The sequence below is a fragment of the Streptomyces sp. NPDC091649 genome (assembly GCF_044756785.1).
Lineage (GTDB): Bacteria > Actinomycetota > Actinomycetes > Streptomycetales > Streptomycetaceae > Streptomyces.
In genome coordinates this window covers 124,415-149,536 of sequence record NZ_JBIVTR010000005.1, presented here as the reverse complement: position 1 = coordinate 149,536, position 25,122 = coordinate 124,415, and the positions used below count along the sequence as shown (strand labels likewise).

Genomic DNA, 25,122 nt, shown 5'->3' with positions numbered 1-25,122 from the left:
GACTTCCTCCAAGGCGTGCGGCGGTGTCCGCGCACGTGGCGATCTGCTATTCGGCCATGACCTTATCGGGCGATGACCACGGTCGAGGGCCCGCAGCCGTGGGCCCGAACGGGCCGGGAGCGCGCCGATCGCCCCAGCGCGCCTGTCCGAAAATCGCCGCTGACCGCTCCCGTACGGGGGAGGAGCCGGCACCCCGCGCCTTCCCGGCCGCGGCACCGTGATCGCGTCGGCACGCTCTGTGCGCGGCGGCGCGGGGCCTCGTAGCGGGCGCCCTACCCCCGCCCCACCACCACGCCCGCCCGGTCGATGCAGATCACGTCGACCGCGACCGGCGCGCCCCGCAGCACCGCCAGGGCTTCGTCGCGGGCGCGGGCGGCCACCAGGTCGCCCAGGGGGACGCCCGCCGCCTCGCACAGGCGCAGCGCCTCCAGGCCCGTGTTGGCGGCGGCGATGCGGGAAGCCAGCAGCTCGTCCGCGCCGCCCTCGCGGGCGAGGGCGGCCAGGAAGGGTTTGTCGACCTGGGAGCGGGCCGAGTGCAGGTCCAGGTGGCCCGCCGCGAGCTTGGAGAGCTTGGCGAAGCCGCCGCAGACCGTCAGGCGGTCGACGGGATGGCGGCGTACGTATTTCAGGACCGCGCCCGCGAAGTCCCCCATGTCCAGCAGCGCGATGTCCGGCAGGCCGTACTCCGCGACCACCGTCTTCTCCGACGTCGAGCCCGTGCACCCCGCCACGTGGGTCAGGCCCGCCGCCCGCGCCACGTCCACGCCCCGGCGGATCGAGTCGATCCAGGCCGAGCAGGAGTACGGGACCACGACCCCCGTCGTGCCCAGGATCGACAGGCCGCCGAGGATGCCGAGGCGGCCGTTCCAGGTGGAGCGGGCGATCTCCTCGCCGTGGTCGACCGAGATCGTGATCTCCACGTCCCCGGCCCCGCCGTGCTCCGCCGCCACCCGCTCCACGTGCTCGCGCATCAGCCGGCGCGGGACCGGGTTCACCGCGGGCTCCCCGACCTCCAGCGGCAGCCCGGGGAGGGTGACGGTGCCCACGCCCGGGCCGGCCCGGAACACGACGCCGGAGCCGGGCGGCAGTCCGCGTACCGTCGCCCTCACCAGTGCCCCGTGCGTCACGTCCGGGTCGTCGCCGGCGTCCTTGACGACTCCGGCCGTCGCCGCGTCCCGCCCCGCCGTCAGCTCCTCCACCGCCAGCGCGAACGCCGGGGTCTGGCCCTTCGGCAGCAGGATGGTCACCGGGTCGGGGAAGTCGCCGGTCAGCAGCGCCGTGTACGCGGCCGTCGTCGCCGCCGTCGCACAGGCGCCGGTCGTCCAGCCGGCGCGCAGGCCGGTGTGTTTGAGTTGGGCACTGCGACCGCCCCCGGTCTCGGCGCCGGTGTCCCGCGGCCCGGCGTCCGTGCTCCGGGCCGCACCGTCCGAGCTCCGGGCCGCACCGTCCGTGCCCCGCGCCTCATCGTTCATGGAGAGAGTCCGTTCCGATGCATGTTCTTGTTCTGGGGGGCACGACCGAGGCCCGGCTCCTCGCGGAGCGCCTCGCCGGAGGTGACGAGAGGGTCCGGGTGACCACGTCGCTCGCCGGGCGGGTCGCCTCGCCCAGGTTTCCGCCGGGCGAGGTGCGCGTCGGTGGGTTCGGAGGGCCCGGCGGGCTCGCCGCCTGGGTGCGGGAACACCGTGTCGACGCCCTCATCGATGCCACCCACCCCTTCGCCGCGACCATGAGCCGGAACGCGGCCGAGGCCGCCGCGCAAGCCCATGTTCCCCTCCTCGCCCTCCGCCGGCCCGGCTGGGTCGCCCAGGACGGCGACCGCTGGCACTCCGCCGGTTCGCTGGCCGAGGCCGCCGGGCTGCTGCCCGCCCACGGCGAACGGGTCTTCCTCACCACCGGGCGGATGGGGCTCGCCGCCTTCGCCGGCCTCGACGAGCTGTGGTTCCTCGTGCGGTCCGTCGACGCTCCCGAGCCGCCCTGCCCGGCCCGGACGGAGGTCCTGCTCGACCGGGGGCCGTTCACCCTGGAGGGGGAGCGGGAGATCATCCGGCGGCACCGGATCGATGTCCTGGTGACGAAGGACAGCGGCGGGGACGCCACCGCCCCCAAGCTCGTCGCCGCCCGTGAAGCCGGGATTCCGGTCGTCGTGGTGCGGCGGCCACCGGTGCCGCGAGGGGTGCCGGTGGCCGCCACGCCCGACGAGGCCGAGCGGTGGACGCGCCGGCTCTACGCCTCCGGGTAGCGGCGCGGCGTCCACACGACGCCCTGATCGGCGGCCGCACCGGCCCTCCGTACCCAGCGAGTCTGCGACGACCCCACGATCAGCAGGGTCCGCATGTCCACCTCCGCCGGGTCCAGGTCCGCCAGCCGGACCGTCCGCACGCTCTCCGCCGGGCCGCCCACATCCCGGGCCAGCACCACCGGAGTGCCGGGCGAACGGTGCTCCAGGAGCAGGTCGCGGGCCTTGCCCACCTGCCACGTACGGCTCTTGGAGCCCGGGTTGTACAGGGCCAGCACCAGGTCCGCCGAGGCCGCCGCGCGCAGGCGTTCAGCGATGACCTCCCACGGCTTCAACCGGTCCGAGAGGGAGATCGTGGCGTAGTCGTGGCCGAGCGGCGCACCCGCGCGGGCCGCCGCGGCGTTGGCCGCGGTGACGCCGGGCAGGACCCGTACGGGGAGGTCCGCGTACGCCTCCTGCGAGGCCGCCTCCAGCACCGCCGTCGCCATCGCGAACACCCCGGGGTCGCCGCCGGAGACCACCGCGACGCGGCGGCCCCGCCGGGCCAGGTCCAGGGCGAATTCGGCGCGCTCCGACTCCACCTTGTTGTCCGAGCCGTGCCGCGCCTGGCCGGGGCGGACCGGCACCCGGTCCAGATAGGTCGTGTAGCCGACCACGTCGTCGGCGGCGGCGAGTGCTCCGCGCGTCTCGGGCGTCAGCCACAGCGGGCCCGCCGGGCCGGTGCCCACGACCACGACCCCGCCGCCCGGCTGTCCGGAAGGACGCGGCGCGTCGACGCGGCTCGGCAGGACCGCGACCGAGAAGTACGGGACGGACGCCGGGTCGACGTCGGCCAGATCGCCGGTGCGCTCCCCGGCCATCGTCGCCCGCTCCACATACCGCGCCTCGGCCAGCCTCCCCGATGCCTCGAACGCCCCGCGCACCGCCGGGAACGTCCGCCCCAGCTTCATCACGACGGCCGTGTCCGTGGCGGCGAGACGGGCCGTCAGCTCCTCCTCCGGCAGCGTGCCGGGCAGGATCGTCAGGATCTCCTCGCCCTCGACGAGGGGGGTGCCGAGCCGGGCCGCCGCCGCGCTCACGGACGTCACGCCCGGGATGACCTCGGTGGCGTACCGGTCGGCCAGGCGCTTGTGCATGTGCATGTACGAGCCGTAGAACATCGGGTCGCCCTCGGCGAGCACCGCGACGGTGAGGCCCGCGTCCAGATGCGCCGCGAGGCGGGCCGCGGCCTTCTCGTAGAACTCCTCCAGCGCGCCCCGGTAGCCGCCAGGGTGGTCCGTGGTCTCCGTCGTGACGGGGTAGACCAGGGCCTCCTCGACATGGTCGGGCCGCAGGTGCGCCGCCGCGATCGACCGGGCGATCGAGCGGCCGTGGCGGGCGCTGTGGTAGGCGACGACGTCCGCCTCGGCGATGGCCCGGACGGCCCGCAGGGTCATCAGCTCCGGGTCGCCGGGGCCGAGCCCGACGCCGTACAGCTTGCCGCCGCCCTCGTGCCGGCCCACGGGAGAGGCCACCGTGGAGGGCACGGGAGAGGTCACCGTGGAGGCGGGAGAGATCACTGGAGAGGTCACGGGAGAAGCCACTACTCCTCCTCGCTGGCGATGGCGTTGAGCGCCGCGGCCGCTATCGCGCTGCCGCCGCGCCGGCCGCGCACGATCAGGTGCTCCAGGCCCGAGGGGTGCTCGGCCAGGGCCTCCTTGGACTCGGCCGCGCCGATGAAGCCGACCGGGACGCCGATGACGGCGGCAGGGCGCGGGGCGCCCTCCTCGATCATCTCCAGCAGCCGGAACAGGGCGGTCGGAGCGTTGCCGACCGCGACCACGGCGCCTCCCATCCGGTCCCGCCACAGCTTCAGGGCCGCCGCGCTGCGGGTCGTGCCCATCCTCGCGGCCAGGTCCGGCACGGACGGGTCGGACAGCGTGCAGACCACGTCGTTGCCGGCGGGCAGCCGCTTGCGGGTGACTCCGCTGGCGACCATCGCCACGTCGCACAGGATCGGCGCGCCCGAGCGCAGCGCGGCGCGGGCGTCCGCCACCACGCCGGGCGAGAAGGCGAGGTCGCGTACGAGGTCGACCATGCCGCAGGCGTGGATCATCCGGACGGCGACCTGGCTCACGTCGGCGGGCAGCCCGGCCAGATCCGCCTCCGCGCGGATGGTGGCGAAGGACTGGCGGTAGATCGCCGGTCCGTCCTTCTCGTACTGGTGCACAGTGCTGTCGCTTTCTTCTGCCGGTAGGGGGAGGAGGTCTGAGGGGTGTTCAGGCACGGGCAGCGGCCACCGCCGCCGCCAGCGCGGCCGGGTGGTCCCGGACCGTCTTCGGGGGATCGCGCAACTCGCCCCGTACGTGGGAGATCCGGTGCCCTTCGGAGGTGGCGACCACGTCGATCCACTCCCCGTGGGGGTGGCCGCAGCGGCGTTCGCAGCCGGACCAGTACACAGGGAGCCGCCCGGCCGGTCCGACGGCGGCCCCCGCTTCGGCCCGCACGTCGGCCAGCGACTTCGCGCAGCCGGGGCGGCCGATGCAGGCGCCGACGCCGGTCCACGGGGAGTCGGGTCCGGTGATCAGTCCGGCCGCCGCCAGCGTGCTCAGCGCCGCCGCCGCGCCGTCCGGTCCGAAGGGGCCGGGGACGACGATCCCGCGCCAGGGGGTGAGCCGCAGCTCGTTCCCGTGCCGCCGGGCCGTTTCCGTGAGCAGCCGCCACTGGCGGGGGGTGAGCCGCCCGAGCGGCACGCCGACGCTGATCGCCCGTGCGGCGGCGACCGGGTCCGCGCCGCTGCCCGCCCGCGCGGCAGCGGTCGCTTCGGCGCCGTCGGCCGGTGCGGCGACCGGGCCCGGTTCCGGAGCTCCCGCCGTACGCGGCCGGGGCCGGGGCACGGCCTCGTCCGCCGCCGCTCCGACGACCCGGGCGACCTCCCCGGGCAGGGCGGCGCGCACGGCGTCGGGCAGGTCCTTCACCCGCCACGCGCCGGACTCCCGGGCGGTGCGGAGGAACGCCTCGGCGGCCAGGAGCGCGGCGCGCGGTCCGTCGGCGGCGGACAGCCGGAACACCTCGTCGGCGGCCCCGACCCGCAGGAGGCAGCTTCCGCCCACCGCGTCGGCGTCCGGTCCCTCGGCGATCAGCGTCACATCCGCGCCCAGCGCGTCCACGTCACCGCGTCCGTCGTCGAGGGCGAAGAGGAAGCGGCCGGAGAGCGCGGCGGCGGCGGGCGACCCGCACACCAGCCGGTCCAACGCGGCCAGCCGGCCCCTGAGCGAGGGCGAACCGTCGAGTCCGGCGAGGGGCGAGGCCACGATGTTGCGAGCCCGCTCGTGGGCGGCGGAGGGCAGCAGCCCGGCGGCGGCGAGCAGTTCGGCCGGGCCGCCTCCGCACTCCGCGTCCAGGCCGCGCAGCTGCACGTTGCCCCGCGAGGTGAGGTGCAGCTCCCCGTCCCCGAAGCGGTCGGCCACCGCGAGCAGCGCGTCCGCCGCGTCCGCGCTCAGGACACCGCCGGGGACGCGTACGCGGGCCAGCGCACCGTCGTCGGCCCGGTGCAGCCGGAGGGACCCCGGGCAGGCGTCGCCGCCGCTGCGGGAGGGCGTGCCGCCCGCGGAAAGGGGCGAGGGGGCGGAATCGGGCATGGCGGCGAGCATACCGACCGAGCCGATCCCGTCGACGGGATCGCTCCTGTGACCTGCGGGACAGCAGGCGGCCGGGGCGTCACCCCGGTCCGTGCCGGGGCGGCCGGGGTGGGCGGCCTGTCCCGCACCGGCGGCCGGGGGCGTCCGCCCGTCCCGCGCCGGGTGGCCGACGGCGACGGCCCGTCCTGCGCCGGGCGGCCGGGTCGGCGGCGCGTCCCGTGCCCGGCTCCCACCGCACCAGTGATCACCACCGCACCCCCGCCCCCTGCCCCGCGCCCGCCTCCGCCGCTTAGGATGCAGACGGCGGTCCGTTCAGGCCGCCGCATCGCCAGACGGCGACAGGGGAGGAAGCCCGGTGAGATTCCGGCGCGGTCCCGCCACTGTGAGCCCGGCCGCCACCACCGGCCGGGCGAGTCAGGAACTCCCTTCCCCGAGCGGCCGGTCTCCCACCGGGCGCGGCGCCCGGCCCTCCCGCCGGGTGCCGGGGTACCCCTCCGACACCGCCCGGGGCGTGGACACCCCGAGGAAGGCCGACGCAGCATGATCCTGCTCCTGTCGACGTCCGACACCGACCTCCTGAGCGCCCGCGCATCCGAAGGGCCCGTCAGCTACCGGTACGCCAACCCCTCCCGCGTCTCCCTCGACGGACTGCCGGACCTGCTGGACGGCGTCGACCTCGTCGTCGTGCGCCTCCTCGGCGGCGTACGGGCCTGGCAGGAGGGCCTGGACGCGGTGCTGGCCACCGGCCGCCCCGTCGTCGTGCTGACCGGTGAGCAGGCCCCCGACGCCCAGTTGATGGCCGCCTCCACCGTGCCGATCGGCATCGCCGCCGAGGCGCACGCCTACCTCGCGCACGGCGGTCCCGCCAACCTGGAGCAGCTCGCCCGGTTCCTCTCCGACACCGTGCTGCTGACCGGCCACGGCTTCGAGCCGCCCGCCCCGGCCCCCGCGTGGGGCCCGCTGGAGCGGCAGGCCCGCGAGCTGCCCGAGGGCGCGCCGACCGTCGCCGTCCTCTACTACCGCGCCCACCACATGAGCGGGAACACCGAGTTCGTCGACGCGCTGTGCACGGCGGTCGAGGACGCGGGCGCCCGCCCGCTCCCGCTGTACGTCGCCTCCCTGCGCACCCCCGAGCCGGAGCTGATCGACGCCCTCCGCGCCGCCGACGCCATCGTGACCACCGTCCTCGCGGCGGGCGGCACCAGGCCCGCCGAGGCGTCGGCCGGCGGCGACGACGAGTCGTGGGACGCGGGCGCGCTGACCGGGCTCGACGTGCCGGTCCTCCAGGCGCTCTGCCTCACCAGCCCGCGCAGCGCCTGGGAGGAGAACGACGAGGGCGTCTCCCCGCTGGACGCGGCCACCCAGATCGCGGTGCCGGAGTTCGACGGCCGCCTGATCACGGTGCCGTTCTCCTTCAAGGAGATCGACGAGGACGGGCTCCCGGCGTACGTCGCCGACGCCGAGCGGGCGGCCCGGGTCGCCGGGATCGCCGTACGGCACGCGAAGCTGCGGCACCTCCCGAACGCCGAGAAGAAGATCGCGCTCGTGCTGTCCGCCTACCCGACCAAGCACTCCCGCATCGGGAACGCCGTCGGGCTCGACACCCCCGCCAGTGCCGTGGCGCTGCTGCGCCGGCTGCGCGCCGAGGGGTACGAATTCGGGCCCGAGGAGGACATCCCGGGGCTGGTCTCCGGCGACGGCGACGAGCTGATCTACGCGCTGATCGAGGCGGGCGGCCACGACCAGGAGTGGCTGACCGAGGAGCAGCTGGCCCGCAACCCGGTCCGTATCCCGGCCGCCGACTACCGCCGCTGGTTCGCCACGCTCCCCGAGGAGCTGCGCCACGCGGTGGAGCGGCACTGGGGCCCGGCGCCCGGCGAGATGTTCGTGGACCGGTCCGCGAACCCGGAGGGCGACATCGTCCTCGCCGCCCTGCGGCGCGGCAACCTCCTCATCCTCATCCAGCCGCCGCGCGGCTTCGGCGAGAACCCGATCGCGATCTACCACGACCCCGATCTGCCGCCCTCGCACCACTACCTGGCCGCCTACCGCTGGATCGCCGCCTCCGCCGACGACAACGGCTTCGGCGCCGACGCGATGATCCACCTCGGCAAGCACGGGAACCTGGAGTGGCTGCCCGGCAAGAACGCCGGCCTGTCCGCCGCCTGCGGCCCCGACGCCGCCCTCGGTGACCTGCCGCTGGTCTACCCCTTCCTGGTCAACGACCCGGGCGAGGGCACCCAGGCCAAGCGGCGCGTCCACGCCACGCTGATCGACCACCTCGTGCCGCCGATGGCCCGCGCCGACAGCTACGGCGACATCGCCCGGCTGGAACAACTCCTCGACGAGCACGCCCAGATCGCCGCCATGGACCCGGCGAAGCTGCCCGCTATCCGGGCGCAGATCTGGACGCTGATCCAGGCCGCGAAGCTCGACCACGACCTCGGCCTGGAGGACCGGCCGGAGGACGAGGGCTTCGACGACTTCATCATGCATCTCGACGGCTGGCTCTGCGAGATCAAGGACGTCCAGATCCGCGACGGCCTGCACGTGCTGGGCAACCCGCCCGCCGGGAACGACCGGGTCAACCTGGTCCTCGCCGTGCTCCGCGCCCGCCAGATCTGGGGCGGTACGGCATCCCTCCCGGGGCTCCGCGAGGCGCTCGGGCTCGACGAGTCGGCCGCCACCCGCACGGCCGCCGACACGATCGAGGAGCAGGCCCGCGCGCTCGTCCAGGCGATGGACGACGCCGACTGGGACCCGGCCGCCGTGGCGTCCGTCGCCGCCGGGCTGCCGGACGCGGTCGCCGACATCCTCACCTTCGCGGCCACCGAGGTCGTCCCGCGCATGGCGGCCACGACCGATGAACTCACGCACGCCGTGCACGCGTTGAACGGCGGCTTCGTGCCCGCCGGCCCGTCCGGATCGCCCCTGCGCGGCCTGGTCAACGTCCTCCCCACCGGCCGCAACTTCTACTCCGTCGACCCGAAGGCCGTCCCCTCCAAGCTCGCCTGGGAGACCGGCCAGGCGCTCGCCGACTCCCTCCTCACCCGCTACCGCACCGACAACGGCGACTGGCCCACCTCGGTCGGCCTGTCCCTCTGGGGCACCAGCGCGATGCGCACGGCGGGCGACGACATCGCGGAGGCGTTCGCGCTGCTCGGCATCCGCCCCGTCTGGGACGACGCCTCGCGCCGTGTGACCGGCCTGGAGCCCATCCCGTACGAGGAGCTGGGCCGTCCCCGGATCGACGTGACGCTGCGCATCTCGGGCTTCTTCCGCGACGCGTTCCCGCACACGGTCGGGCTGCTCGACGACGCCGTACGGCTGGCCGCCTCGCTGGACGAGCCGGCCGAGCGGAACTACGTACGGGCGCACACCCAGGCCGACCTGGCCGAGCACGGCGACGAACGCCGGGCCACCACCCGCATCTTCGGCTCCCGCCCCGGCACCTACGGCGCGGGCCTCCTCCAGCTCATCGACTCCCGAGACTGGCGCACCGACGCCGACCTCGCCGAGGTCTACACGGTGTGGGGCGGCTACGCCTACGGCCGCGAGCTCGACGGCCGCCCGGCCCGCGAGGAGATGGAGAGCGCCTACAAGCGCATCGAGGTCGCCGCGAAGAACACCGACACCCGCGAGCACGACATCGCGGACTCCGACGACTACTTCCAGTACCACGGCGGCATGGTGGCCACCGTGCGCGCGCTCAAGGGCAAGGCCCCCGAGGCGTACATCGGGGACTCCACCCGCCCCGAGACCGTCCGCACGCGGACCCTCGTCGAGGAGACCTCGCGCGTCTTCCGTGCCCGGGTGGTCAACCCCAAGTGGATCGAGGCGATGCGCCGCCACGGCTACAAGGGCGCGTTCGAGCTGGCGGCCACCGTCGACTACCTCTTCGGGTACGACGCCACGACCGGCGTCGTCGCCGACTGGATGTACGACAAGCTCACCGAGACGTACGTACTCGACCCGGAGAACAGGCAGTTCCTCCAGGAGGCCAACCCCTGGGCCCTGCACGGCATCGCGGAACGCCTGCTGGAGGCCGAGTCGCGCGGCATGTGGGCCAAGCCCGACCCGGCGGTGCTGGACGCGCTGCGCCAGGTGTACCTGGAGACGGAAGGGAACCTGGAGGGCGAGGACTGACCTCGTCGTATCTCTCCCGCCGCCCCCTGCCCCGGACCGTCCCCGTCCGGCACGACCACGGTCACGGGGACCACGGGGCAGGGGCAGGCGGATCAGGACGCCGTCGAAGCCGACGGACGTGCTGTGCAAGAGCGTTCGGCCGTCAGCGGGACTCTCGGCGGGCCGCGCCTGACGGTCACGTCGGGAGCCACCGCGGCGGCCGCGGCCCTCGTGGCCGGCGTGATCCTGGAGCGGGTCCGGGTCTCCCTCTCCGGCGCCGGGCCGCCGGGGATGCCGCCGGTACCGCTGCCGCCGGGGCGTGAACCCGTCTCCACAGATCATGCGCACCCGGTTTGGTACGTTGCCGCGGATGATTGCCGAACAAGGGGGAAACGCCGGTGGCATGGGACGAATGGGAGCGGCTGAAGCAGGACGCCTCCCAACGCCAGGACGTGGGGATGCGGCTCAACCAGCACCCGCCGGGTGACGACCCCGGCCCGGCCACCAGCGGCGTCACCGGCGGGGTGAAGACCACCAAGAAGGCGTGGAACGACGCCGGTGCGGGCATCGGCTCCCTGCGGGAGGACATCGACCGGGCGGTGAGCCGGCTGGCGGACGGCCAGAAGGGCCTCGGCTCGGGAGAGGGCTGTCTGACGGCGGGGGCACAGAGCACCGTGCACACCTCCTGGGACCGCTACGTCAAGGCGCTCGGCAAGCGGTGCGTCAGCGTCCAGGGCGTCCTGGAGAAGACCGGGCACGACCTGCTGCTGACCGACGACGCCGTGACGGCGGAGCTGAACCGGATCAAGACGGAGTACGCCGACACACCCGCCGTCGGCGGCCGGAACGCGGGACGGTGACGGGTCCGTGAACCTCACGACGCTCAAGCAGCTCAAGCCGTCCGAGTGGGAGGAGGCGGCCAACGGTTACCGCTCCACCGGTGACATGGCGGCCAAGTCCAAGGACCACGTGGAGAACGTGGTCACCGCCGGCATCCGGAAGTCCCTGCGGGGCGAGGCCGCCGACGCGGCCATCGCGGAGCTGAAGCGGGTCGCGGCCAACTTCCACTACACGCAGGTGCAGTGCGGCCTGGTGAGCGCGGCCCTGAACGGGTTCGCGCACGACATGGCGGCGGCCCGCAGGAAGCTCCTGTCGGCGCTCGACGACGCCGAGGCCCGCTCGTTCACGGTCGGCCCCGACGGCAGTGTCGGCTATCCGGCGGCCCAGCCGAAGAACGGCGTCGAACTGCCGCCCGAGGCCGGTTCCACGGCCGGGGCGACCGAGCCCACCGCGCAGGCGGTCGGCCGCCAGGCGGCGAACCTGAACCCCAACCCGCACGCCCCGGCGGCCCAGGAGATCGCCGACCGGATCGCCGGAGCGCTCCGCGACGCGACGGAGGCGGACGAGAAGTGGGCCCCCAAGGTCCGCGCGCTGACGGCGGACGACGACCTCACCGTCTCGGACTCCGACTGGAAGGACACGCGGTCCGACATGGACGGCGTGCGGGAGGCGGGCAGGGAGTACCTGGACGCGATCGGCGGTCCGCCGAAGGACGGGACCGCGAAGGCGAACGCCGAGTGGTGGGCGGGCCTCACCCCGGAGGAGCGGGAGGCGTACCTGTCGCTCGACCCCGCGCTGGTGGGCAGGCTCGACGGCCTCCCCTCCGACGTCAGGGACGAGGCCAACCGGGTCGTGCTCGACGAGACGCAGGCCGAACACCGGCTCCAGCTGAACGCTGTCCCCAAGCCCCCTGCCAACGAGTGGACCTGGATCACCGCGGGCGGCTACCCCTCCAAGGTGCACACCGACGAGTGGATGGAGTGGGAAAGGAAGCACGGGGACCAGTACCGGCGGCTGGAGGCGTCGCTCAAGGGAATGGACGCCCTGCGAAACCGGTTCGACCAGACCGGCGAGAGGGGGCTGCCGGAGGCGTATCTGCTGGGGTTCAGCGCCGAGGGCAACGGCCGGGCGATCGTGGCCACCGGCAACCCGGACACGGCCGAGCACCAGGCGGTGTACGTCCCCGGCACGACGGCGAACCTCAGCAAGGTCGAGGGGGACATCGACCGGATGACGCAGCTGTGGCGCCAGACCCAGGAGGCGGCCCCGGGCGGATCGGTGTCCACCATCACCTGGCTCGGCTACGACGCGCCGCAGGACATCGTGAAGGACGCGCCCTTCGAGCACTACGCCTACGACGGGGCCCCTGCCTACCGGCAGTTCCTGGACGGCCTGGAGGCATCGCACAGCGGCCCCGGCGAACCCCACCGCACGGCCGTCGGCCACTCGTACGGCACCACCCTGATCGGGGCGGCGGCACAGACGGGCGACCTCAACGCGGACGATGTGATCCTCGCGGGGAGCCCGGGCGTCAAGGTCGGGTCCGCGGAGGAGATGGACGTCCCCCAGGGACACGTGTGGAACCAGGAGGCGGACGGCGACAAGGTCCCCGACATCGGCCGCTGGGGCCACGGCGGAAGCCAGTGGAGTCTGGGCGGCGGCGTCTTCCTCATCCCGAGCGACGAGGTCTTCGGCGCCAACCAGATGAACACCGACGCCGAGGGCGGCGGTGGGCCGGGCGGCACCAAGGGGGTGGAAGGGCACAGCGGCTACTGGGACGAGTCCTCGACCGCGCTGAAGAACCAGGCGCTCGTCGTCGTCGGTGAATACGGTGACGTCACCGCGCCCGAGTGACCGTCCACCGGATCCGCCGCACTCCGCACCCCCGCGCATCCGTGCGCGTCCCCCCAGCCGACCGAGGATCTCCGTTGTTCCGACCATCGCGCACCACCGGACGCGCCGCGGCGCGCCACCGTCCCGAACCCGGCGCTTCCGGGTCCCGCTCCTTCCGGGGCCGTGTTCCCACCGGCCTCGTCCTGACCGCTCTTCTCCTCAGTGGATGTGGCATGAACGACTCCGACAGCCCCAGCTCGCCCGGCGGGGAGACCACCGGCTCCGGCGACGCGTCCTCCAAGGTGCCGTACGCCGGCGTCGCCACGACCGACGAGGCGGCGGACGCGCTCGAAGCCGTCTCCAGCAAGATCTACCAGTACGCCGGCGTGCCCGGTAAGGCGTCCGAGCCCGGCCCCGGGGTCAAGGAGTGCGAGGGGAAGGACCCGGAGCGGTTCTTCCGGGTGTTCCACCCGTGGAACTTCCAGCCCGGCTCCGCCGCCGAATCCGACCGGGCGATGGAGAACCTCAAGAAGAAGCTGAACACCGGCGACTGGGTGCTGAAGAGGGAATACCGGGACAACAGCGAGAACCAGAACCTCAACCTGGTCGCGGACAACGACGCCAAGAAGGTCAGCGTCTGGATCGTCCAGTACCGCGACCGGGAGAAGCCCAGTCTGGGGATCACGACGACGTCCGGGTGCTACGAGGTGCCCGAGGGCGCGAAGGTGGAGAAGTTCTGAGACGGCGGCTTCCGCCCCGGGCGGCGGCAGCGGGCTCCGGCCCGCGCTCCGGCCCCGCCGCCCGGCCCCGGCACCGCGCGAAATCGACTGGTTCCCGCCGCCCGTTCCTCGCAGAGTGACCGTATGACGATGAGTGATCGCGTGTTCCTGCCCGGTCTCGACCTGTCCCGGATTCTCTACGAGGAGGCCGTGCGGCCGGTCCTCGCCGCGGAGTGCCCCGGGCTGCGGTACGCCGCCGCCCGGGTCGGCCCCGGCTCCGAGGTGCTGGGCTTCGACACCGCCCGGTCGGCGGACCACGACTGGGGCCCGCGCCTGGACCTCTTCCTGGAACCGGCCGACGCCGCCGAGCACGGGGAGCGGCTGCGCCGTCTGCTCGCCGAGCGGCTGCCCAAGCAGGTGCGTGGCTGGCCGACGCATTTCCGGCGGGGCGGCCCGGCTGACCCGGTCGGGCACATGGAGCTCACCGACGGCCCGGTCGACCACCGCGTCACCGTCGACGACGTCGGCGGGTGGCTGCACCACCGGCTCGGGTTGCGCCCGGGCCCCGGCGGGGGACCTCCGGAGCCGGCGCTCCGCGACTGGCTGGCCATGCCGCAGCAGAAGCTCGCGGAGACCACGGGCGGCGCGGTGTTCCACGACGGCGTCGGCGCGCTGACCCGGGCACGGCGGGTGCTGGCCTGGTATCCGGACGAGGTGTGGCGCTACCTGCTGGCCTGCCAGTGGCAGCGGATCTCCCAGGAGGAGGCGTTCGTCGGGCGTTGCGCCGAGGTGGGGGACGAGCTGGGGTCGGCCGTCGTCGCGGGGCGGCTCGTGCGCGACCTGATGCGCCTGTGCCTGCTCCTGGAGCGGCGGTACGCGCCGTACGGCAAGTGGCTGGGGAGCGCCTTCGCCCGGCTGCCCGGGGCCGAGAACCTGCTGCCCGCCCTGCGGGGAGCCGTCACGGCCGCCGAACACCCGGCGCGCGAGCGGCACCTCTGCGACGCGTACGAGGCGGTGGCCGCGTGGCAGAACCGCACGGGCCTCGCGGAAGCCGTGGACCCCCGGCGGCGGCCGTACCACGGCCGCCCGTTCCAGGTGCTGCACGCCGAGCGCTTCGCCCACGCGCTGGCCCGGACCATCACCGACCCCCAGCTGCTGGCCCTGCCGCTGACCGGGAGCGTGGACCAGTGGGCGGACGGCACGGACTTCCTGGAGCGGCAGGACGCCGTACGGGCCGCCGTCGACGCGGTCGGCTGAGGCCGGCCGGCCCGCCCGCGGTGGTCAGTTGACGATGATCAGCACGAGGATGCCGATGACGATCGCTCCGACGACCCCGGCGAAGGCGGCCAGGAACGAGTCCCGGTAGAGGAGCCCCTGCTTCTCGGGCTCGTCCCCCCGCGGCGCGGGGTCCGTCGTCGCCGGCCGGACCGGCCGCGTCGGCGTCGGCGTCGAAGACAGGGGCGTGGCCGTCCGGACCGCCGGTTCCGGTGCCGTCCGCGGCGACGGCGCGGCGGGCGGCCCCGCGACGGACGCGGCCACGAGGGGCGACGGTGGCGTCGTGGGTGCGGGTACGGCCCCGGGGCGGGCGAGGAGTTCCGTCACGACCTGCTGCCACAGCTGCGGCGGCAGGTCGGGGGCCCGGCCGCCCGGGGGTGCGACCAGGACGCGCCGCAGCCACTCCATGCCGGTGCTCCGGCCGTCCTTGAGGAAGACGTTGAACAGCGGCCGGAGATCGGGGGCGTGGTGGGGTTCCCGGGCGAGCGGGGCGACGGCCCAGTGGAAGAGATCCGCCGCATGTTCCCGCATCTCCGCCGCGGACGGGCCGTCCGCCTCGGACCGCCCGGGTCTGAAGTACAGGTTGTGCCGCAGCACCTCGGCGCACAGCGCGTGTGCGGTCGCTTCGTCCCGGGACCGCCGCCGGTCGGGGCGGGCCAGCTCGGCCAGGACGAGATCACGGGAGACCCAGGGCAGTTCGTCGGCTCTCAGCAGCGACAGCAGCGAGCTGTCCCGGAGGTCCATGAGCCGGGCGGCCAGCCGTGCGCTCTGGGCGGCGTTGACCCGCTGGTGAACCAGCAGTTCGTCGCGCAGGCGGCGGAGTTCCCGCTCACGGCGTTCCCGCTCGTGCCGCTCCCGCTCCCGGTCCTGCTGCTGTTCGCGCAGCTCTCGTTCCCGCTCCCGGTCCCTCTCCCGGTCCTGCTGTTCGCGCAGCTCTCGTTCCCGCTCCCGGTCGTGCGGCTCCCGCTCCCATCGCTGTTCGCGCAGCTCCCGGTCACGGTCCTGTGCGTGCCGCCCTCGCTCCCGGTCCCTTTCGCGCTCCCGCTCCGGCTCCCGTCCCCACGCCTCCTCCCCCTCCGGGCGCGGGGCGGGTACGGGCGGCAGGGACGGCGCCGGGGCGAGCCAGGTGTTCAGCATCCGGCGCAGGGCGTCGCGCCGCTCCTGCCGGGGCAGCCCGGCCCCGAGAAGCAGGTCGCCGGTCAGGTGGGGCACGCCCGGATCCGCGCCGGGGTGGTCGAGCACGTATTCCACCAGCTCCTTCGCCGCCGACATCTCCAGATCGCCTTCGGCGGGCAGCCGCAGCCGTACGCGGGCCAGCGAACGGGCGCCCGCCGCCTGGGACGACCATCCGGGCACGCAGGTCAGCCGCACGTCGTGGGTGTCCACCGTGTCGTAGGTGGCGTAGCTCCACTCCGTGCCGAACCAGTCGCCGAACACCGAAAGCAGCCCGAGATAGAGGAGGGGCGCGGAGTTCCGGCGCGGCCAGCCGGGCAGTTCGTGTTCCTCCGCGAGCAGGGACAGCCGCCGGGACGGGTCGCGCAGCCACTCCGCGACCACCACCATCAACGGCTTCTTGACCGTGGGCAGGTCCTGGGCCATCTCCCGCAGCCGGGCGGCCGCCGTCGCCCGCAACCGGTCCCCGTCGAGCGGAGGCAGGCCGCCGACGGCGCTCTCGGCGGCCTCGGGAGTGCTCCAGGCCCTGCCGCTCAGCCCCAGGCAGAGCAGCGGCGTCAGGGTGTCCGCGTCACCGAACACGGCGTGGCAGGCCGTGCTGGGCCGACCGCCCAGGTCCAGGGTCGGCCACCGCTGGAGGAGCACGGTTCCGCAGGCCCGGGAGGGGACGCGGACGCTGCTCGGCCGGGGCGCCGGGCCGGAACCGGGAACCCAGAGCAGCGGGCCCAGCTCCCGGCGGAGCGCCTCCGCACGCTCGGCGGAGCAGGAGTGCGCCACCGCCGCCATGCCCGCGTTGGATCGGCCCTGATTCCCGTCCCAGCGGAACACCACCTGGTCGAGCCGGCCGGGCCGGCCGTTCTCCTCGCGCCGATCGAGGGCGTCGTTCACCGCGCTTCCCTTCCCACGCCGAATGATGCGGCGCCTCCGGGCGCCTCGATGATCCCGTGCATCGCCAGCAGCGACACCAGGGGTTCCAGCACCCGGCGCGGCCCCGTGCCCGCCGGGTAGCGGCCCCGGCTCTCCTGGCCCCCGGTGGCCGAGGCGATGTGCAGGGTGCAGCGGCGGAACGCCTCGAAGGGCCGCAGCCAGGCCGCTCCGGCGTGCTGCCGCAGCAGCGCGTAGACGTCCCCGCTCTCCTGGCGGAACTGGTCCGGGCCGATCGTGGCGGGCGGGTCCTCGCCCAGCCAGCGGTCGACCGGCGGCTGGAACCGGAGCAGGTCGGACTTGCCGAGCACCATCGCCGCCGGAGTCTCCAGATAGGGGCCCGTACGCGGCAGCCGGTCCAGTACGGTGCCGAAGGCCGCGTCGCCGTCCCGGTCCACCTCGGTGCCCCGGCGCTCGCGCACCTCGTCGAGCTGGGGCAGCGGCAGCGCGAGCGCCGGGTCGACGACGAAGACCAGGGCGTCGATGCCGAGCAGGAAGCGCAGCGCCCCGTCGGTGCGGACGAGGTCCTCGCCGCCGAGGTCGAAGAAGGCGACCGGGCGTACCCGTCCGCGCGCGTCGGTGAGCAGCAGCGACTCGACGAACCGCGCGAAGCCGTCCAGGCCGACCCCGCTGGTGTGGTCGAGGACCTTGCCGCTGCGCAGCGGCTGCACCCGCTCGCGGACGAAGCGGGCGTGCTGCTCCGGGTTGACGGACTGCCAGCCCACCCCGTACCGCTCCAGTCCGCCGTCGGTGATCTCGGCGATCATCTGGGTCAGCAGATGGCTCTTGCCGGTGCTCGACTGGCCGATCATGGCCACGGTCAGGGGGCGGCCGTGGGTGAGGTAGGGCACCGGGATGTGGTGCTCGGGGAAGTCCGGGTCGGCCGTGCACTGCTGGACCGCGCCCCGCATGACGTCCTCGCGCCGCACCGGGTTGCCGATACGGGAGAGGTCCAGGGGCCGGTACTGCATCTGGTCGTCCGTCACGTACAGGCGATTCAGGTCGAGCTGGATGGCCTCCAGGCAGTACGGGCAGAGCACTTCGCCGGGGGGCCGGTCGTCGGCCGCCCCGGCCGTCGGGTCCTCGGCGGGAGCGGGCGTCCGCCGCTTGGCGTCCAGCGCCCGGTCGAACGCCTCCTGGTGCGGGCGGGCCCCGTCCACCGGTGCCGCAGGGGCCAGCCGCCGCGCCTCCTCGGGGGCCAGCAGCTCCAGGAGCGCCCCGGGGGCGGGCCGGCCGGCCGCCGTGGGGGCGAACGCGCGGGGCAGCGTTCCCGCGAGCACCCGGTGCCGGTCGAGGTCGGCCGGGGCCCGGTCGGCGGGACCCGGGCGGCCGGTCACCAGCTGGTAGAGCACCTGGGCGGCGCTCCACACCGCGTCCCGCGCGTCGACGAGGCCCTCGCCCCGGCGCTGCTCGGGCGAGGCGAACGGCGCCCGGCCCCACGGCGTCCGGGGCCGCCCGGCGCGGGCGACGCCCTCCAGCCCCCAGAGCTGCACCGCCGTCCCGTCCCAGAGCACCGTGGCGGGGGAGACCCCGCGCGCCACGAGTCCCTGGCCGTCCAGCAGGCACAGCGCCAGCGTCAGGTCCCGGGCGAACACCCGCTGGTCCGTCGCGGACATCACATGGGTGCGCCCGGCGGCCGTGCCGCGCGGGGCGGCGTACAGCAGGAACGGCTCGGCGGTGTCCAGTTCGTAGCCGATGACCGTGGGGAACAGGTACGCGTACGGCGTGTTCTCCAGGGTCCGGGCGAGGCGGATCGCGGTGCCCGCCTCGGTGTCCAGCAGGGTGCGCGCCACCGGGTTGGCGGCGTCGGCCGCCGAGAGGAACACCTGGACGCACTGCTGGCCCTGGTCGTCGAGCAGCCCGTTGCGGACGTACTGCGGCAGCGCCGGATCGCGGCGCGTGGGCCGGCCGAAGCGGGCGGGAGCGGTGCGCCTCCGCCCGGCGGGATCGGCGAAGACGAGGGTGTTCACCACCGGTCGTCCTCCCTGGAGTCGGCGCGGGCGGAGGGCTCGGCCTGGCCCGTGCCGCCGGTGCTCTGCCGGGGCAGGACCGTGTCGACCACGCCCATCCGCAGCGGGGTGAGCCGGATCAGCCCCGCGTAGCGGCCGGAGGAGGTCCACAGCGCCTCCTCGGCCGGCGGCGAACCGCTCCGGTGCCAGGCGGCCTCGATCTCGCCCTGCAACGTCCCCGGGGCGAAGCGGATCCACAGGGCGGCCTCCGGGTCGCGGCTGAGGAGGGCGCCCTGTTCCGGCGAGGACAGCTGGACGACGGCCCCCCGGTCCGCCTCCCGGCCCACCAGCTCGGCGACCCGCAGCGAGTCGGTGCCCAGCAGCCCGGCGGCCGTGGTGCGGGACCGGTGGTCGGCCGGGTACGGCGGCGGGGCCAGCACACCGTGGCTCCACAGGTGGTGGCGGGCGGCCGACAGCAGTTCGCGGACCCGCTCCTCGGTCCGTGAGACGGCGAGCGCCCCGGCCTGACCACGTTCGACGGCGCCCCAGTAGGGGGCCATGGCGGCCATCGCGGTGTTGCGCAGGTCCCCGGCGAGGGTGGCGACCAGTTCGGGGCCGCCCTCGCCGGTCTCCCGGTCGAGCCAGCGGGGTGCGCGGTCGTCCGCGCCGCCCTCCCACGGGGCGTCGTCGGGGCCTGCGGGGTACGCGCCCGGGACCGGTGCGCCGTACGGCCCGGGGCCCCCGCCGTCCCGGCCGCCGTCCGGTGCGTCGGCCCGTTCGCCGGCCCACGCGCCGTCGTGGGCCGCGCTGTCGTCCCAGGCGTAGGCGGCGGCCCAGTCGTCGTCCGCGCCCCCGTCGGCGGCGCCGGGCTCCAGGGTCTCCAGCGCGGACGGCGCGGAGAGCCAGTCGTCGTCCTCGTACGGGCCGGAACCGCCGGAACCGCCCGGCCTGCCCGGGGCGAGGGGTTCCGGCGCCGCCTGGGCGTCGGCGGCGGCCGCGGTGGCCCGCAGCATCCCGGCCACCGAGCGGGCCGCGTCGGCGCAGTACAGCCGCTTCTCGGCCGCCCAGTGCTCGCGGACCAACTCCGCCAACAGGGCGTCCAGCCCGTCCAGCGCGGTGCGCAGCGTCGTCGTGCCGCGCCCGGCGGCCCAGGAGTCGGCGGCGTCCCGCCAGAGCCTGCGGACCGCCTCGGCGGTGATGCCGAGACCGGCCAGCAGCCCGGCCCCGCCGAGCCAGAGCGGCGGATCGGCGGCGTACGCCGCCGCCGCCCCGGCCGCGGCACCGGCGACGGCGGCGACCCGGGGGCCCGCCGTCCACCGGGCGGTCCGGCGGCCCGTGCGCAGCCGGCCCGCGCCCACGAGCGCGACGACCACGAACACCAGCGGCACCACCAGGGCCGCCGCGGCGGCCGGCCACTGCCACAGGCCGCCCAGCAGCCCGGCCGCGCCCGCCATGAGCAGCACCGGGCCGGGGGTGCGGGGCGGTGCCGCGTACTCGGTGGCGGAACCCCGGGTGACCGACTCCTCCGAGTGGTCGGCGAGCCGGTGCAGCAGCGCGGTGCCCGGCACCGGTTCCACCCGCCCGGCCAGTGCGGTGAAGTGCTGGGCCACCGAACGCAGCGCGAGCCCGTCGCCGAGGAGCGTGCCCGCCAGTTCGCGCAGCCCCTCGCCGACCCGTTCGCCCGCGCTGTCCGCGGGGGGCACCCGCAGCCCGAGCGCGCCGAGCCGGGCCGCCGCCTCGGCGGTGGGCGCCGCCGGGCCGCCGCCCTGGAGAGCCCGCTCCACCAGGGCGCGGAACTCCCCCAGATCCTCCCGCGCCTGCCGCAGATCCGCCTCCAGGGCCTCCCGCCGGGCGGGGTGCAGCAGGCCCGGGAAGGCCCGCAGTGCGACGAGGTCCTCGTCCGCGCGGTCCAGCGACTCCGCGCAGGCCCGGTGCGCGAGGTTCGCCGGGCCGTCCGGCCGCCGATGCCCGTGGCCCCGGCCGGCCCGCCCCGTCAGCAGGGCGCGCAGGGGCTCGGGCAGCCGGGCGTCCGGGAGGACGTCGACCGGGTCGCCGCCCCCCGTGTCCTCCCCCGCGAACCGGGTCAGGGCGTCCCGCCAGGCCCGGTCCCTGACCTCCGTCGGCAGGTCCTGCTCCAGCAGCCGTACCCCGGGGGCGGCCACGGAGTCGGGCAGCTTCCGCAGCCCCTCCAGGACCCGGACGAAGACGTCGGGGACCGACAGGACGTCCACCAGGACGGCCAGCGACGCGGGATCGTCCGGCTCGGGCCGGTCCAGGGCGGTTCGGGCGGACCGCAGGTCACCGGCCCACAGCAGGCCGATCGAGGAGGCCCGCAGCGTCGTGGGCCGTACCAGCCGGCGGTCGGGGAGGTACGCCTCCTCCCCGCCGGCGTACGAACCGGGGGAGCTGCCCACCAGCAGCACCAGGACGCGGGTCTCTCCCACCGCCCGGTAGCCGCAGAGCAGTTCGTACTGGAGCTGGTGGTCGGTGAGCCCGGCCGGGGTGTCGGTGACGAGGAACAACGGGTAGTCCGGTTCCGGGAGTCCGGCCCGGCCCAACTGCTCGGCCACCCGGTCGCGCACCGCGTGCGCGGTCGCCAGGGCCGCGGCCCCGGAGCGCAGGTCGATACGGACGACGGCGGTGGTGTCCTCGGTGAACGTCACCACGCGCCCCCGTCCGGGAAGGAGCGCCCGGTGGCGTCCTCGCCCGCGTCGCGGCCGTCGTCGTCCCAGCCGCCCGCCGGGCGGCGGACCGGCGGCCGATCCCGCGTGCCGGACCCGTCCCGGCCGCCGTCGTACCACCCGTCGTCGTCCTCGACGCCGCCGACGTACCCGCCGTCGTTGTCCCGGCCGCCGGCGGGCGGGGAGTCGGTGAACCTCTCGTCACGGGCCCGGGGGCCGGTGAACCGCTCGCCGTGGGGCCGCTCGTCGCGCGGGGCGCCGCTTCCGTACCGCTCCTCCCCGTACCGCTCCTCCCCGTACCGCTCCTCCCCGTACCGCTCCCGGCCGTACGGGGTGTCCGTGTGCCGGGCGTCCGAGTGCCGGTTCCCGCCGTCGTACCGCTCCTCCGCGTCGTACGGGGCAGAGCGGGGCGCCGGGCGCGGCGCGGGCACGGTGTCCTCGCGGAGCCGTTCGTCAGCCGGCCGTTCGTCGGTGCTCGGGGCCGTCGTGCCCCAGTCCTCCTCGTCCGCCGCGACCCGCCGGCGCTCCGGGGCGGGCCGGGAGGGGGGCGGCTTCGGGGTGCCGCCGCGCGCGTGTTCCAGCAGGGTGCGCAGTGTGGGCTGGATCGCGTGCTGGTCGCCGAACTCCGTGTCCAGGGCCGCGGGCAGGGTCTCCGCCCAGAATTCCCACAGCGGCCGGATCCAGCCGTCCACGCGCTGCCCGCCGTGCTCCCGGCGCTCCTCCAGAAGCTCCAGCTGGCGCGGGGCGATCCGCTCGACGAGCTCGACGAACATCGGGTGCGGTGTGCTGCCGGCCCGGGCGAGGCCGAGGGGCTGGGCGCCCATCAGCTCGCGGCAGTAGTCCTCCACGGTCCGCTCGTCGTCCAGCACCGTCCAGCGCTCGTAGGAACGCAGCAGCTGAGACCAGCTGGAGATACCGCCGGGGAAGTCCCCCAGCCGCAGCCGTACGCCGGGAACGCTCGCCCCCTTCTCCGGGAACAGCCGCAGCCGCACCCGGGAGGGCGAGGACATGTCGCCGTCCAGGACGTCCACCTGGCCGTTCCACAGGCAGCACAGCAGCCGGTGCAGGATCCAGCGCCGGTCCTCCTCGCTGCTGACCATCCAGTCGTCCTCGAAGCCGAGCCGCTGGCGCCAGCGCAGGACGTCGTGCGCCTGCTCGTCGTCCTTGGCCCTGGCCCACTGGCGCAGCACCTTGCGGGCCTCGGGCACCTGGGTGAGGCTCATCTCGCTGCGGAAGAGGACCACGGTGATCGAGTCGCTCTCCACCCCCCGGTACTCGACGGCGTTCTTCGCGTCGGACGGCAGGCGCAGCGCCTTGGCGAGGTACTCCTGCACCTCCGCCCCCGCCTGGACCCGGGGGTGGGTCACCAGGACCCGCAGCGGTCCGGTGCCCTCCGGGGTGAAGCCGACCGGCAGCAGGCCGGCGAGCTTGCGGCTGAACAGGTCGAGCGCCTCCTTGCTGACCTGGTCGGTGGCATCGGCGTCACCGGCGGCGGCCGACAGCAGGGTGCTCATCGAGGGCAGCAGGGGCCGCTCCTCCAACTGCGCGCCGCTCTCGGCGAAGAGCCGGGTGATCCGCCCCTCCAGCCGGGCCTTGACGGTTCCGACCGCCCCGTCGGGACTGCGGTGGCTCCGCGCGTGCACGTCCCGCCAGGTGTCCCCGTCGACGAGCCGCAGCAGCAGCGACGCCTCGTCGTCACCGTCGCGGAGGCCCTCACCGCGGACGAGCCGGGTCACGACGTCCTCGTAGAAGTGGTTGAGGCTGCGCTGCGGCGGCAGGAGATAGGAGATGCCGGTGCGCTCCGCGTACAGCTCCAGGCCCTTCTGCTCGGCGGACTTGCGCTCCTGGTCCGCCTGCTTCCGGAAGGCGTTCACCAGCCGGGCCAGGTCGGTGCCCGCCATGTCCGCCTGCGACTGCCAGCGTTGCTGCTGCTCCCGCCACGCCTCGTGCCACACGGCCCGGCTGCGCCAGCGGTACCAGTTGTCCTGGGCCTGGAGAGCGGACCGTACGTCGTCGTCGCCCCACCGGGCCGGGGACATCCCGGCGATGCGGCCCTTGATCCGGGGGGTCTTCGGCGGCTGGTCGGTGACGCCAGGCGGCCGCTTCGGGGCCCGCGACCGGGCGGTGAGCATGCCCAGGAACCCGAGCCGGGTGATCTCGTCCTCGCTGTCCGGCACGCCCCGGACCAGGCGCTCGGCGAGGAACGGGTCGACGCTCTGGAGAAGCTTCTCGATCGCCGGGCGCGGGCTGAAGCGGCCCGCCATGGCGGCGGCCTGGCGGTCGGCGATGCCCTGGAGTTCGGACAGCAGCCGCTGCATGTCCCCGACGCGGTGGTTGAGCGCCTCCTCGATCGCCCGGCCGCCGCGCGGCAGCGGCTGGGGGTCCTCGACGGGCAACTGCTTGCGCTCCCACAGTTCTTCGAGGTGGGAGTCGGCGAACAGCCGCCGGATCAGCGGCACGGCGTCTTCCTTGGCCGGATTGCGGGGCCGCTCCATCAGCTCGGTGACCGCGACCCGCAGCAGCCGCCCGGCCACCAGGTCGGCCAGCTGGTCCATGGGAGCGGTCATCGAGGCGACCAGGCTGGTGGAGACGCCCTGGCGGCCGATGCCGGTGGGGGACAGGGCGCTGCGGTGCACACCCCGGTTGATGAAGCTCGCGGCGAAGGTCTGGAAGTCGTCGTCGCCGGCCATCGACCGGCCCTGGGCGCGGTTGTCGCCCAGTTCCGTGCCGATCAGCGACATCACCAGGGAGACGATGGAGCGGCGCAGGTCGTCCTGGCGGATGCCCGCGGTCGGGCTGAACAGGAACGCCGTCGGCAGGATTCCGGTGCGGAGCCGGACCGGGGTGGCTCCCGGGTAGCGGATCCCGAGGCCGGTCTCCTGGTCGAGGTCGCCGATCTCCGCCCCGGCGGTCGGCGCGTTCTGCCCGTCGACCAGCCGGAACAGGTCGACCAGAGCGCGTGCGGCGTTGAGGTCCGCCTCGCGCCCGCCGCCGGTGGAGGCGGGGAACGAGGACGGCATGACGACCAGCGGGTAGATCTTCACCCCGTTGAAGCGGCGCATCTTGAACGCCTGGTTGATCAGGTGCAGGTAGTCCAGGAAGATCCCGGCCCCGGTGCCGCCCGCGACCGAGAACGCGACGAAGACATCACACCCGGTGACCCGGCCGCCGCCCAGTTCGCTCAGCTCGCCCGCGGCCTTCGCGATGGCGTCGATCGCCTGGAGGAGAGGCTCCAGGACCGGCTGGAGGGAGTGCCGCAGCGTGGCGAAGAGCGCGGCGCGCCCCACCGTGGGGAGCTGGCCCGCGCCGTTGTGCAGCGGGGTGACGCGCGGCTCGCCGTCGCGCGGCGGCAGCCAGCCGGCGACCTCCTCGCGCAGGCTGGCCCGCAGCATCTGCGTCACCTCCGGCGAACTGTCGAAGTTCGGCAGGAGGTTGTGGGTGGCCCGCGAGGTGCGGGCGTACGCCGCGCGCAGCGAGGAGTCCACGTTGAACTGCGGGAGCCGCTGGAGGTCGGACTCGCTGAAGTCCGCGTACACGAACTGCAGGCAGTCGGGCAGCTGGTAGGGGGCGAGGCCGCCGATGTGCTGGAGGGCGGTGCCGTCGGGGCCGCACAGGTCCACGCGCAGCCGGCGTTCCAGTTCGGCGCCGACGAGCCCGCCGGTCCCGCCCAGGCCGACGAAGAGCATCGGCTGGAAGATCTTCATGGGGTTCCTCCCGCTTCCGGCCGGGGTGGGGCCGGTTCGTCCA

The 25,122-nt window shown here is 75.0% G+C and carries 14 protein-coding genes and 1 riboswitch; of the genes, 6 read left to right on the top strand and 8 right to left on the bottom strand.

The features are described 5' to 3' along the window. Positions 1-272: 272 nt before the first annotated feature. Positions 273-1,472, bottom strand: a complete 1,200-nt coding sequence (locus tag ACIQMU_RS12300) for a cobalt-precorrin-5B (C(1))-methyltransferase (RefSeq protein ID WP_402688813.1) — start codon at positions 1,470-1,472, stop codon at positions 273-275. A 17-nt stretch (positions 1,473-1,489) separates the two neighbouring features. Between ACIQMU_RS12300 and ACIQMU_RS12295 the strand changes: the two genes are divergently transcribed. Then, on the top strand, positions 1,490-2,239 hold the full coding sequence (locus ACIQMU_RS12295; protein ID WP_352239341.1) for a cobalt-precorrin-6A reductase: 750 nt from the start codon (positions 1,490-1,492) through the stop codon (positions 2,237-2,239). On the opposite strand, the gene ACIQMU_RS12290 is transcribed toward ACIQMU_RS12295, so the two are convergent. The 3 genes from ACIQMU_RS12290 to ACIQMU_RS12280 form a co-directional block, all read right to left on the bottom strand. Continuing rightward, positions 2,224-3,738, bottom strand: a complete 1,515-nt coding sequence (locus ACIQMU_RS12290; protein ID WP_352239431.1) for a precorrin-2 C(20)-methyltransferase — start codon at positions 3,736-3,738, stop codon at positions 2,224-2,226. The genes ACIQMU_RS12295 and ACIQMU_RS12290 overlap by 16 nt on opposite strands. A gap of 80 nt (positions 3,739-3,818) precedes the next feature. Further along, entirely contained in the window at positions 3,819-4,445 is a 627-nt protein-coding gene (locus tag ACIQMU_RS12285; protein ID WP_402688812.1) for a precorrin-8X methylmutase, read from the bottom strand. A gap of 49 nt (positions 4,446-4,494) precedes the next feature. Further along, positions 4,495-5,868, bottom strand: a complete 1,374-nt coding sequence (locus ACIQMU_RS12280; protein ID WP_402688811.1) for a cobalamin biosynthesis protein CobG — start codon at positions 5,866-5,868, stop codon at positions 4,495-4,497. Between the two features lie 332 nt (positions 5,869-6,200). Beyond that, positions 6,201-6,280, top strand: a riboswitch (cobalamin riboswitch). 116 nt (positions 6,281-6,396) lie between these two features. Here ACIQMU_RS12280 and cobN point away from each other — a divergent pair. From cobN to ACIQMU_RS12255, 5 genes are all read left to right on the top strand, one after another. Further along, positions 6,397-10,002, top strand: coding sequence for a cobaltochelatase subunit CobN (gene cobN / locus ACIQMU_RS12275; protein ID WP_352239344.1), 3,606 nt, complete (start codon positions 6,397-6,399; stop codon positions 10,000-10,002). Positions 10,003-10,379: 377 nt separating this feature from the next. After that, entirely contained in the window at positions 10,380-10,841 is a 462-nt protein-coding gene (locus ACIQMU_RS12270) for a hypothetical protein (RefSeq protein ID WP_352239345.1), read from the top strand. Between the two features lie 7 nt (positions 10,842-10,848). Then, entirely contained in the window at positions 10,849-12,675 is a 1,827-nt protein-coding gene (locus tag ACIQMU_RS12265; RefSeq protein WP_402688810.1) for an alpha/beta hydrolase, read from the top strand. Positions 12,676-12,887: 212 nt separating this feature from the next. Beyond that, positions 12,888-13,394 (top strand): hypothetical protein, encoded by a 507-nt coding sequence (locus ACIQMU_RS12260; protein WP_352239347.1) that lies wholly within the window; start codon positions 12,888-12,890, stop codon positions 13,392-13,394. 129 nt (positions 13,395-13,523) lie between these two features. Beyond that, positions 13,524-14,630 carry a DUF4037 domain-containing protein gene (locus ACIQMU_RS12255; protein WP_352239348.1) on the top strand — a complete coding sequence of 369 codons (1,107 nt, stop codon included), beginning with the start codon at positions 13,524-13,526 and terminating at the stop codon, positions 14,628-14,630. A 24-nt stretch (positions 14,631-14,654) separates the two neighbouring features. Here the strand turns inward: ACIQMU_RS12255 and ACIQMU_RS12250 are convergent, their stop codons facing one another. Genes ACIQMU_RS12250 through ACIQMU_RS12235 form a run of 4 tightly spaced genes read right to left on the bottom strand, consistent with a single transcriptional unit; the run spans position 14,655 to position 25,079 of the window. Next, positions 14,655-16,709, bottom strand: coding sequence for a hypothetical protein (locus ACIQMU_RS12250; protein WP_352239349.1), 2,055 nt, complete (start codon positions 16,707-16,709; stop codon positions 14,655-14,657). Then, positions 16,706-18,718 carry a hypothetical protein gene (locus ACIQMU_RS12245; RefSeq protein WP_402688809.1) on the bottom strand — a complete coding sequence of 671 codons (2,013 nt, stop codon included), beginning with the start codon at positions 18,716-18,718 and terminating at the stop codon, positions 16,706-16,708. Before ACIQMU_RS12245 ends, ACIQMU_RS12250 begins: the two co-directional genes overlap by 4 nt. Further along, complete coding sequence (locus tag ACIQMU_RS12240) at positions 18,712-21,357, bottom strand: hypothetical protein (RefSeq protein ID WP_402688808.1); 2,646 nt, start codon at positions 21,355-21,357, stop codon at positions 18,712-18,714. The genes ACIQMU_RS12245 and ACIQMU_RS12240 overlap by 7 nt, the downstream gene beginning before the upstream one ends. Further along, a complete protein-coding gene (locus tag ACIQMU_RS12235; RefSeq protein WP_402688807.1) occupies positions 21,354-25,079 on the bottom strand; it encodes a tubulin-like doman-containing protein in 3,726 nt (1,241 codons plus the stop codon). The genes ACIQMU_RS12240 and ACIQMU_RS12235 overlap by 4 nt, the downstream gene beginning before the upstream one ends. Positions 25,080-25,122 lie beyond the last annotated feature (43 nt).

Bases quoted from the DNA above. Each gene is read 5' to 3' on its own strand.
- ACIQMU_RS12235 (WP_402688807.1), bottom strand. From the start codon at position 25,079: ATGAAGATCTTCCAGCCGATGCTCTTCGTCGGCCTGGGCGGGACCGGC.
- ACIQMU_RS12300 (WP_402688813.1), bottom strand. From the start codon at position 1,472: ATGAACGATGAGGCGCGGGGCACGGACGGTGCGGCCCGGAGCTCGGAC.
- ACIQMU_RS12260 (WP_352239347.1), top strand. From the start codon at position 12,888: ATGAACGACTCCGACAGCCCCAGCTCGCCCGGCGGGGAGACCACCGGC.
- ACIQMU_RS12295 (WP_352239341.1), top strand. From the start codon at position 1,490: ATGCATGTTCTTGTTCTGGGGGGCACGACCGAGGCCCGGCTCCTCGCG.
- cobN (WP_352239344.1), top strand. From the start codon at position 6,397: ATGATCCTGCTCCTGTCGACGTCCGACACCGACCTCCTGAGCGCCCGC.
- ACIQMU_RS12280 (WP_402688811.1), bottom strand. From the start codon at position 5,868: ATGCTCGCCGCCATGCCCGATTCCGCCCCCTCGCCCCTTTCCGCGGGC.
- ACIQMU_RS12255 (WP_352239348.1), top strand. From the start codon at position 13,524: ATGAGTGATCGCGTGTTCCTGCCCGGTCTCGACCTGTCCCGGATTCTC.